The sequence below is a fragment of the uncultured Paracoccus sp. genome, assembly GCF_945915435.1.
Taxonomy (GTDB): Bacteria; Pseudomonadota; Alphaproteobacteria; order Rhodobacterales; family Rhodobacteraceae; genus Paracoccus.
The window spans coordinates 62,742-72,210 of the sequence record NZ_CAMEFG010000014.1 but is presented as its reverse complement, the minus strand read 5'-3'; the positions used below and the strand labels follow the sequence as shown (position 1 = coordinate 72,210).

At 64.8% G+C, this 9,469-nt stretch carries 9 protein-coding genes; 3 read left to right on the top strand and 6 right to left on the bottom strand.

From position 1 onward, the window contains the following. Positions 1-348: 348 nt before the first annotated feature. The gene (locus Q0O97_RS06860; protein WP_294926558.1) at positions 349-1,404 is read left to right on the top strand and encodes a YeeE/YedE family protein; all 1,056 of its coding nucleotides are present in this window, start codon (positions 349-351) and stop codon (positions 1,402-1,404) included. Positions 1,405-1,452: 48 nt separating this feature from the next. On the opposite strand, the gene Q0O97_RS06855 is transcribed toward Q0O97_RS06860, so the two are convergent. The 6 genes from Q0O97_RS06855 to Q0O97_RS06830 all read right to left on the bottom strand — a co-directional run bounded on the left by Q0O97_RS06855 (position 1,453) and on the right by Q0O97_RS06830 (position 5,996). Further along, entirely contained in the window at positions 1,453-1,662 is a 210-nt protein-coding gene (locus Q0O97_RS06855) for a hypothetical protein (protein WP_294926552.1), read from the bottom strand. Between the two features lie 178 nt (positions 1,663-1,840). Beyond that, the gene (locus Q0O97_RS06850) at positions 1,841-2,272 is read right to left on the bottom strand and encodes a hypothetical protein (RefSeq protein ID WP_294926549.1); all 432 of its coding nucleotides are present in this window, start codon (positions 2,270-2,272) and stop codon (positions 1,841-1,843) included. Further along, a complete protein-coding gene (locus tag Q0O97_RS06845; protein ID WP_294926547.1) occupies positions 2,262-3,527 on the bottom strand; it encodes a glycosyl hydrolase 108 family protein in 1,266 nt (421 codons plus the stop codon). The genes Q0O97_RS06850 and Q0O97_RS06845 overlap by 11 nt, the downstream gene beginning before the upstream one ends. Next, positions 3,512-4,189, bottom strand: coding sequence for a hypothetical protein (locus Q0O97_RS06840; protein WP_294926545.1), 678 nt, complete (start codon positions 4,187-4,189; stop codon positions 3,512-3,514). The genes Q0O97_RS06845 and Q0O97_RS06840 overlap by 16 nt, the downstream gene beginning before the upstream one ends. Before the next feature lie 80 nt (positions 4,190-4,269). Further along, the gene (locus tag Q0O97_RS06835) at positions 4,270-4,908 is read right to left on the bottom strand and encodes a DUF4123 domain-containing protein (protein ID WP_294926543.1); all 639 of its coding nucleotides are present in this window, start codon (positions 4,906-4,908) and stop codon (positions 4,270-4,272) included. 206 nt (positions 4,909-5,114) lie between these two features. After that, complete coding sequence (locus Q0O97_RS06830; protein ID WP_294926542.1) at positions 5,115-5,996, bottom strand: ABC transporter substrate-binding protein; 882 nt, start codon at positions 5,994-5,996, stop codon at positions 5,115-5,117. A 180-nt stretch (positions 5,997-6,176) separates the two neighbouring features. On the opposite strand from Q0O97_RS06830, the gene Q0O97_RS06825 reads away from it, so the two are divergent. Together Q0O97_RS06825 and Q0O97_RS06820 are read left to right on the top strand one after the other, a co-directional pair. Further along, the gene (locus Q0O97_RS06825) at positions 6,177-8,225 is read left to right on the top strand and encodes a TonB-dependent hemoglobin/transferrin/lactoferrin family receptor (RefSeq protein WP_294926541.1); all 2,049 of its coding nucleotides are present in this window, start codon (positions 6,177-6,179) and stop codon (positions 8,223-8,225) included. Positions 8,226-8,237: 12 nt separating this feature from the next. Beyond that, positions 8,238-9,317 (top strand): siderophore-interacting protein, encoded by a 1,080-nt coding sequence (locus Q0O97_RS06820; protein ID WP_294926540.1) that lies wholly within the window; start codon positions 8,238-8,240, stop codon positions 9,315-9,317. Positions 9,318-9,469: the final 152 nt, after the last annotated feature.

Below are 9,469 nucleotides of genomic sequence, written 5' to 3'. Positions count from 1 at the left end.
GGTGGTGCAGGTGGGCGACGATACCTCGAACCTCGCGGCCTTGCAGGAAGGCAAGTTGCCCAAGCGCGCCCGCGACCGGCTGGACGCCGCATTGGCGCAGGTCGAGTAAGCGGGTCCCTGGTGTCCTGATCCCGATTCTGATCTTTCGGCGTTGCATGGCCGGTTACGGTAAAACGATATGATTGTGGCCAAATGCCGCCCTTGGCATCCGGTCCTGAACGTCAAGGCTGCGCGGAAATGCTGTCCGGTTCGGTTTGCGCCTTCCGGACGGAGGATCCGGAGAGGGCAGGCTTTGCCCCGATTGCATTTCCTGCCAGGGTCGATGACGTGGAAAAGGGAAGAATGCCGATGGATCTGTCGATCCTCACGGAAAGCGTCGGAGACCTGCCTGCTGCGGCCCTGGCGGGGTTGCTGGTGGGGGTCCTTTTCGGGGTGGCGGCGCAACGCTCGGCCTTTTGCCTGCGCGCGGCCACGGTCGAATTCGCCCGCGGCGGACTGGGGCCGCGGATGGCGGTCTGGCTGCTGACGTTTTCCTCAGCCGTCGTCTGGGTGCAGATGGCCCGGTTGAGCGGTTGGCTGGATACCGAGACCGCGCGCATGATGTCCGTAACCGGCAGTATCAGCGGGGCGGTCATCGGTGGCCTGATCTTCGGCGCCGGCATGGTTCTTGCGCGCGGCTGTCCGGGGCGGCTGCTGGTGCTGGCCGCGACGGGGAACCTGCGTTCGATCCTCAGCGGGTTGTTGTTTGCCGTGACGGCGCAGATGGCGCTGCACGGTTGGCTTTCCGGCTTGCGCACTCAGCTTGCGCAGTTGTGGACCACCCCCGGCGGCCGCAATCTCGACCTGTCCGCCGTGCTGGGGCTGCCCGACTGGGCGAGTTTGGCGGCAGGCTGCCTTTGTGCAGGGCTGGCCCTGTATCTGGCGTGGCGCAACCGGATCGCGCCCGCCATCCTGATCTTTGGCGCGGGGGTGGGGGTGACGGTGGCGGTCGGTTATTTCCTGACCTACAGCATCGCGCAGATCGCCTTCGATCCTGTCTCGGTATCGTCGATCACCTTCACCGGCCCCTCGGCCAATACGCTCATGGCGATGCTTGTTCCCTTCGGAGGGTGGAGCTTCGACCTGGGTCTTGTGCCCGGCGTGTTCATCGGCTCGCTTTTCGCGGCATGGATGGGTGGCTCGTTGCGGATACAGGGCTTTGAAAGCGCCGGCCAGACGCGGCGGGCCATCCTGGGCGCGGTGATGATGGGGTTCGGTGGGATGCTGGCGGGCGGCTGCTCGATCGGCAACGGCGTCACGGGCACGTCGATCATGGCCCTGACCGCCTGGGTTGCGCTGTTCTCGATGTGGGTCGGCGGCATCGCGACCGACCGCCTGGTGGATCAACGGCGCGAGCAGGCCTGAGGATGGCCCCCGCAATGTGTGGCAACGCCCGCCAATCTCAAGACCGGCTTAAGCTGCGTCGCCGATAGGGGCTATGGGATGCGCCTTGCCGGTCTGAACCCCGCCGCCTTCATCATCATCCCGATGCCGATTTTCGAACAGAGCCCCGATCAGGTAATGTCCATCGTCGGGACGGATTACCTGCGGCTGCTGGCCTCGCCCATTGGGCTGGCTCTTCATCGCGTTTTCCGCGCTGTCCATCTGGTCGGCGATCCGCATGAACCGAAGGGCGCGCCTGCGCGCCCCCGGCGAAGGCGAATTGCCGGCCGGGGCTGTTCTGCCAGCGCGCGGCGCCCATCGAGCGGCGAGACCGGCTTTTGGGCTTCGGTGATCTGAAAGTCATGATGGAAATGACTTGCCAGAGGGAAGGGCTGTCTGTGCCGTGAGGTCGTTGGCATCAATTGCGCTGCGCGCGCTTTCCCGTCGCGTCGTGCGACCGCGTAAAGGATACCCATGCCGGCAGTCGCACCGCGCCGCCGCGTGTGTCCAGCAGCGACCAGTAAGCCTGATCGCCGCGCTGGCAGAACACCACCTCCAGCGTCTCGGCGATATCCAGCATGAATTCGCCCTTCACATCCGCGCGCCAGCAATCATTTCCCAGCGGCTCCATTGTGGCGGCCGGCTCGTTCATGCTGATGATCTGGGTGTCATAGACGAAGGAATAGCCCAGCGTCATATCCTCACCCGCCCCGGTGATCGTCACAGTGCCGGCAAAGCGTTCCGGGTCCGTCGTGTCCGCCTCCCATCGGGCGATCTCTGAACTACCGGCGCCTGCGGCCTGAGTGCAAAGCGCGATCAGGCAGCTTGCGGCAGCAACCTTAAAATTCATTGAATTCATTCGCACGGTTCAGCCATCCTCTCAGGAAGCGGTTCTGACTTGGGTTGTTCGCGACGATCATGTGATAGCGTGCGATCCTGCGTTCGCGATAGGCGATGTAAAGGGCCGCGCCATGCCCGCATTCGATGATCCTGTTGGCCGCGAGCAGCGTTCCCGGCCCGATATTGCCATCTTCTCTGGTTCTCCAGTGCGGTTTGCCTTGTGCATCCGCGACGACATTGATGGCCCGCTGCAGAACGATCACGCCGCCGCCATTGAAGCATGTATCCAGATATTGGATTGCCAGTGGACAGTGATTGATCCGGTCGCACCAGAAGCGCCGCCAATAGCCTGCCAGCGTGATCTCATAGACCTGGTCCTCGGTAATGTTGCGCAATGTCTCGACCGTGCCCGGTATTCCGAACAGCTCCTGCGAATATTGCTGCCAGGTCGCGATGGTGATGCCCATATTGGTTGCCCCGCCGCGGTCGAGCGGGTCATCGACGAAGCCGCCCTCCAGATCCAGCAGATGGCCATAGATGAATTCGCGCGGGTTGCAGTAATGGATCCAGCGCATTTCGACCTTATGGGGCTGGGTCGCATCAGCGCAAGGCATGCGAAAGGCCGGGCTTGCCCATTGCGCCGCACCGGCCGTGCGATCTTCGTGGACGCGCAGATACTGATCGACCGTATCCGTCAGAGGCAGGGGCGACGTCGTCGGCCGTTGTCCCGTATTCGGATCCGGGATGACGCGCCGCCCCACCTGAGCGCCGGTCAGCGCCGGGTCGTTGCCCGCGTCCCCTGCCGTTATCGCAACCGGCAGGATGACGTATTTTTTCGCGTTGTCAGGGTTGTCGCGTGGGGTCAGTTTCAGACGATAGGAATGGCCTGATTCATAACCTTCCTCGCCACCCAGAAGAATACGGCAGTTTCCATCGGTGAGTGCGGCATCCGGCGCCGAAGGCGGATCGAGGCGAAAGCCGGCCTCCTGCGCATAATGCAGCACATGGGTTTCCACCAGTTCGGTCTGCTCGTCCGGCTGTCCGGGGGTGCCAGCGGTGATGCGATGAACCTCGATTGTCGCGCTGACGCCCAGATCGTTTACATGCCAGTATCGGCTGTCCAGCTCGATCCATCCGCGACAGCCCTGCTCGGTTGCTTCGACCGGACTGGCGGAACCCTGTGCCTCGGCCGCCTGTTCGGCGGTGCGGGTGACACCTTGCGGCGGTGTCTCGTCGTCATCAAAATCGTTCAGGTCTTGTGGCATGTCATTTCCTGCGACAAGGGTGGCATAGCCAGTGCCGTCTGCAAAAGCGTATCGAACCTTTGCGCCTTTGTGCCCTCGATCTGCCAGGCCACCATGAAATCGGAAAGCGTCGGTTCAAACAGATATCGATATCCCAGCCGCAGCCCCAGCAGCGTGTGCAGGACGAACGGCCCGCCATCCAGCGCCCATCGCTGCCGGTCAGCATCCAGCGCCGCGCCATATGGCCCCCACGCCCGTGCCGGCATCTGCCGCACGCCCGCGGGCCAGATCTCGTCAGCCATATGCAGCGCGCTGGACCCGGTCAGGCCAGAGGCATCGATCCGGGCGGTTTGCGCGGCCGCATCGGCCCAGGCGCGACCCTCGGGGCGGACCTCGGCATGCCAGGCATCCACCGCGCGCAGAAGTTGCGAGAGTTTGACATATTGGCGGGCCGACAGGTCCGGTTCCAGCCAGCCCGCCTGGACCATGCGCCCCGCAAGGCGTGGATCAGAGGCAAGGCCCAGCCCCCAGTGGACGGTCGCGATCAGCAGTTTCAGATGATCACGCTCGCTGCGCAGCCCGAAGGATTTTCCGATTTCATAGGCCGTCCGGACATGCGCCAGCCTTTCGGCATCGCTTGCCGGTCCGAAGCGGCCGGGAAACTGCCTGCGGCAGAACTTCACCGCCTTGTCGAAATAACGCTGCCGTCTTTCCTGCAGAAATGCGGGTAGGCCGCTGCTGTTCAGAACATCTTCATATGAAATCATTGACCCGGACTACCGCTAAAATTGATGTCGAATATGTGCAGGGTATCGGACCGATCCGGCACGATCATCCGCTGAAAAGGCGCCAAAAAGCGGCGCCGCGCGTCGTCGGGAAGCCCCATGACGATTGTGCGCATGACCAGCGGTTCCTGAAAGCGGAAAAAATGCCATTGGCCCTTGCTGTCACGTAGCTTGGTAAAACGGCGCAGGTGATCGACAAGGTTGGCCAACTCGTCATGCGAGCGCATCAGGATATAGGCTTCCCGGCCCCACAGTTCCCACGGGGCGTCCCCGGCAGTGAAAAGATCACGGCACAACCGATTGTCGGCCCGCAGTTGAACCAGCCAGGGCGACACCGCGCCCAGCTTGTCGCGCGAAAGCCCGCGCACCAGACAATCATGGGGAATTGCGGCCGCAACCAGCCGCTCGGACAGGCCGGCGACCCGTGCAGCGTCAAACAGCGCATAGGTGAAGGGCGTGGAGTCGGTGCCGTGCATCTGTCCAAAAATGATCTCGGAAACACCTGCCGGAACCGCAAGGGCCGGATGCACACCGAACTGGCGATCAAGAGGCCGGACCTCTATCCGGTCGTATCGAACGTCATCAGTCGGGTCCATAACGGCTGCCTGTGCGTCCATCCCAAGGTCTTTCTCCGACATTCGCCAAATGGACTGTCGCTGATGGCAAGGTTGACCGAATCCGCTTACCGAGCAAGCTTTTTCCGCGTCGAGTTGCCCTCGCCATGCGGGACATTCGGACCCGCCGACTTTCCCGACATCTGCGAGCCAGGAACCGAGGCTTGACGGGTGGAAGGCTGAAGCGCGAGGTCTGCGCCGCAATGCGCTCAGGGGTAAAGCAAACGCGCCAGCTTGCCGATCTGCGCCGCCGTCCGGGGACCGAAGCCGATCATCAGGTTGTCGTCCAGGACGACCAGCCCGCCGGTGCGCGCGGCCTCGGTTCCCGCGAATGCGGGGATGGCGAAGACGTGTTCCGATGTCGGGCCGCCCTTGCCGTCGGGCATCAGAACGACCACCTGGGGGTCGCGTTCGAGGATCAGCTCGGGCGAGGCCGAGAGATAGCCGCTATGGTCGGCAAAGATATTGCGCGCACCTGCCGCGCGCAGGATCTCGCCCGCGGCGGTGTCCGATCCTGCGGCGCTGAAGCTGGCCAGGCCGTGGAAGAGCACGGCGCGGCGGCGGGCATCGTCGGGGATGTCGCGGCTGCGTGCCTCGGCCGCCCGGTATTCCGCGGCGATCCGGGCCGACAGGTCGCGCCCTTCGCCCTGCCTGTCCAGTGCCGCCGCGATGATTGCGATCTTGGTCACGATCCCATCCAGCGAAAAATCGCGCGGCACCAGCACCAGCGGGATGGGTTGGTGGCGCAGGAACTCCAGAACCTCGGGCGGGCCGATGTCCTCGGCGGCGATGATCAGATCGGCCTGGACCGACATCACCCCTTCGGGCGACAGCCTGCGCCGCGGCCCGACCGAGGGCAGCGCGGCCATCTGTGCGGGCCAGGTGCTGGCCCGGTCACGCGCCACGATCCTGTCGCCCGCCCCAAGGGCGGCGATGATCTCGGTGATGTCGGGACCAAGGCTGAGGATACGGCCTTCGGGCCGGGCATCGACGGGTCGGCCCAAGGCGTCGAGAACCTTGCCCGATACGGTTTGCGCACCAAGCATCAACAGGCATCCGGCCAGGAACAGGCGGCGGTCGGGACGGGTCATGGCATCCTCCGGCAGGCGGTGAACCGGGCCGTATGAAATGGCCCGGAACAAGCCATTCAACAACTTGACTATAATAGTCAAGATTGTTAACCGAAGCGCAGCAAGCCTCCGACAGCGCAAGCCGAAAACGGAATATCGTCATCCGGCCCAGCCAAAGGCCGGACGGGAAGGATCTTGCGCATGTCTCGCCTCACGCTCCGCAGCCTGCTTCTGGGCTCGGCCCTGCCGCTTTTCAACGTTGTCCCCGCATCTGCCCAGCAGGCCGAAAGCCCTCGCTACCAGGTGACGCTGGACACGATCACCATCCTGGACACGCGCCGCCAGGGCAGCGCGATCGAGGCATTGGCAGGAGTCACCACCACCGGCGACGAGGAACTGTCGCGCCAGCAGCCTGCCAGCACCGCCGAGACCCTGCGCCGCATACCCGGCGTCGGCGCCACGCAAAGCGGCGACGACAGTTCGGTTGCGGTCAATATCCGAGGCTTGCAGCAGATGGGCCGCGTCGTGGTGACCGTGGACGGCGCGCGGCAGGATTTCTGGCGGGTGGGCCACGGCTCGGGGTCCTTCTATGTCGATCCCGACCTGCTGAAACAGGTGACGGTCATTCGCGGACCCAGTTCGAACAGCTATGGCTCGGGCGGGATCGGCGGCGTGGTTGCCTTCGAGACCAAGGATGCCACCGACCTTCTGCACGACGACGAGAACTGGAGCCTGACGCAGCGCCTGCGCTATGGCACCAACGGCGAGGGCTGGGGCACGACGACCACCGCCGCCACGCGGCTGGGGGCGGATGTCGAGGCGCTGGCCTCGCTTACCTATCGCGACAGCGATCCCTACAAGGATGGCAATGGCGACGAGGTGCGCTGGACGGGCGAGCGGCTGGCCTCGGGCCTTGCCAAGCTGAACTGGCGCCCTGCCGCCGGGCACGAGTTGAAATTCACCGCGATGCGGCAGCAGAACGACGATGTGATCTCGGGTTCCAGCGGTTCGACCTCATCGACGCTCAGCCGCTATGACGCGGACAGCACGACCGACACGCTGAACCTGTCCTACACCTTCGATCCCGATGACAACGACCTGATCGACCTGGAAATCAGGGGCTATCACACCGGCACGGACAACCGGCAGACGCAGGTCTGGCCCGAATCCCGGTTGGGCGAGGGGCGTTTCTACAAGGTGATCACCAACGGGTTCTCGGCGCAGAACTCGGCGCGGTTCACGGCGGGGGGCTGGGACCAGACGGTTTCGGCGGGGGCCGATTACGCGCTGATCAAGGGCAGTTCGGACGCCGACCATTTCGGTGCCGGGCGGCAGGAACTGTGGGGGACGTGGCTGCAATGGCAGGGCCGGCGCGACATCTTCGAGGTCATCGCCTCGCTGCGCTATGACAGCTACGACCTGGACGGGACCAGCAAGGCCACCGATACCGAACCCGAACGCGAGGTCTCGCTAAGTGGCAACCGCTGGTCGCCGCGCCTGTCGCTGGGGGCCGAGGTCGCGCAGGGCGTGCAGCTTTTCGCATCCTATTCCGAGGGCTACCGTGCCCCGCACCTGCAAGAGGTCTTTCGCAAGAACGGCTCGCATGGCTCGGGCTACGAGCCGAACCTGCTCTTGCGTCCCGAAACCGCCAAAAGCTGGGAAATCGGTGCGAATATCCAGCGCGATGGGCTGCTCATGGGCGGCGACTACCTGCGGGCGAAGGTCACGGCCTTCCGCTCGGATGTCGAGAATTACATCGACACGACCCGCGTGGACTCTGTCACCCGCTATGAAAACGTTGGCAAGGCCAAGCTGGACGGGGTCGAGATCGAGGGCAGCTATGATTTCATCCGCGGCTATGTCGATCTGGGTGCCTCCTTCGTCAACGCCCGCATGGTCGATGGCGTGAACGAAGGAATGACGCTGTCCAACACGCCGCTGGACAGCGTGACCGCGCGGCTGGGCCTGCGCGCCTTCGACGACCGGCTGGATTACGGCATCGAATACCAGCATCTTGGCGATGTGGCGCGGGTCAGTTCGTCCTCGACCATCCATTATCCCAAGGTCGATCTGGTCAACCTCTATGCGACATGGCAGGAAACCGACGACTACCGCATCGACTTCGGAATCGATAACCTGTTCGACAAGGCCTATACCGATCCGCAATCGGGCTGGGCCACGACTTCGGATATCGAGCAGGGCAGGGGCCGGACCCTTCGCATCTCGTTCACCAAGCGCCTGGGCGGCTGAGGAAGGGCTGGGATGGCCGAACTGATCTGTCACGCCGAACTGACGCTGCCCCGACACGGCGATTACATGGGCGACATCATCGACCGCCTGGCCAGTTTTCAGGCGCGCCCCATCCCTGCCGCGCCCGGCACGACGCGGCTTGGCTACGCTTTCGGCTGGGCCGAGATCGCAGCCGATGGCGCGCGGGTCAGCTTGCGCGGCGGCGCCCCCGATCCCGGTGGGCTTGCGCGGCTGAAGGACCTGATGGCGACGGCCTTCATGCTCTATGCCAAGGCGGACCGGCCGCGCATCCGCTGGCAGGGCGACGGGGCGGGGGATGGGCGGCTGGATTCCTTTCGCCTGATGCGTGTCGTTTCGGCCACCCGCCTCGGCCCGCATATGCGCCGCCTGCGGCTTGGCGGCGAGGGGCTGGACCGCTTCGCAGCCTTTGGTAACATGCATGTGCGGCTGTTGCTGCCATCCCCCGGCAACCCCGCGCCGGCCTGGCCCGTGGCGGGGCCGGACGGGCTGGCCCATTGGCCCGATCCGGGCCGCAAACCGCTGCCGCGGGTCTATACGATCCGGCGGATGGATGCCGCCGCGGCCTGGGTCGATATCGACATGCTGCTGCATGACAGCGGCGGGCCGGGTGCCTCATGGGCGCGCGATGCGCAGCCGGGCGATACCGTCGGCATGATCGGCCCGCTTGGCCGCCCGCTGAACGCCAAGGCACGTCATTTCATCATGGGTGCGGACGAAACCGGCATGCCTGCGCTGGCGCGGCTGCTGGAAACCCTGCCGCCCGAGACCGGCGGCACGGCCCTTGTCGAGATCGCCACGCCGGCCGATCGCCAGCCCATCGACAACCGCACCGCCATCCGCCTCGAATGGCTGCTGCGCCCGCCCGGCGCCGCACCCGGCGCGGCGCTGGCCGACCGCATCATGGCCGAGGGCTGGCCCGGCCACCCCGACAGCTTCGGCTGGTTCGCCGCCGAATCCGCCCCCGCGCAGAGGATCCGCCAATACTGGCGATCCGATCTTGGGCTGGGTCGCGACCGGACGCTGGCAGCCGCCTATTGGAAACAGGGCCGCGCGGGGCTGATGGCGGGATAAGGGCCCGCGTCGTCAGATCTCTCTGGCTCGCGATGGCGAACTCTCGCCGACCCGTCCCTTGCCAGGAAATCCCTGACATTGCCCAAATCGGCGGGCTGCTCTGCGGCGGCGCCATCCTCTTCCCTGCGAACTTCCTGACCCGGTGACAGCTT